This is a genomic window from Necropsobacter rosorum (assembly GCF_964241405.1).
In the GTDB taxonomy this organism is placed as follows: Bacteria; Pseudomonadota; Gammaproteobacteria; order Enterobacterales; family Pasteurellaceae; genus Necropsobacter; species Necropsobacter rosorum.
On the sequence record NZ_CAXSXF010000014.1, the window covers coordinates 1 to 725 of the forward strand.

Sequence of the window (725 nt, forward strand, 5' to 3'; positions counted from 1 at the left end):
CACGGTATGATTCATGACTGGGGTGAAGTCGTAACAAGGTAACCGTAGGGGAACCTGCGGTTGGATCACCTCCTTACTGAACAGGTGTCAGGTTATAGGATATAGGTAACAGGGTTATCACCTAGACTTGCACTGAAAATAAAGTGACAGCAAGTGTTCACACAGATTGTCTGGTAGTTGTAGACAAGAGAGGAACAAAGGAAAACGAAACGTATCCTTTTGGGTCTGTAGCTCAGGTGGTTAGAGCGCACCCCTGATAAGGGTGAGGTCGGTGGTTCAAGTCCACTCAGACCCACCACTTTCAGGTATCAGGTATCAGGTGTCAGGTATCAGAAAAGATACTTGGGTACCGATAGCGATAACTGGAGTGACAAAAGGAAGTAATGAAACGAATAGGTAAGATTAGGTACTGATACCTGAATCCTGATACCTGTTCCCTGAATGGGGATATAGCTCAGCTGGGAGAGCGCCTGCCTTGCACGCAGGAGGTCAGCGGTTCGATCCCGCTTATCTCCACCAATCGTCATTGCTAAGCGTAATGTGAGAAGGCGAATGTGAATCGCCGCGGTGAAGGGAAGCACGCTAAAATCGTGTTAAAACCGACCGCACTTATACTTATTAGGTTTAGCAATGATGATAGAACGTAAGTTCGATTGTCTTATATGTTCTTTAACAATCTGGAAACAAGCTGAAAACTGAGTCTCAGGTAACAGGGATCAGTCATC

General features: G+C 45.9%; 2 tRNA genes and 1 rRNA gene. All 3 read left to right on the forward strand.

The window, feature by feature from the left end:
* Nucleotides 1-76, forward strand: a 16S ribosomal RNA gene (locus tag ACESOH_RS11740); the annotation flags it as partial.
* A 145-nt stretch (nucleotides 77-221) separates the two neighbouring features.
* Nucleotides 222-298, forward strand: a tRNA-Ile gene (locus tag ACESOH_RS11745).
* Nucleotides 299-443: 145 nt separating this feature from the next.
* Nucleotides 444-519, forward strand: a tRNA-Ala gene (locus ACESOH_RS11750).
* The last annotated feature ends 206 nt before the right edge of the window (nucleotides 520-725 follow it).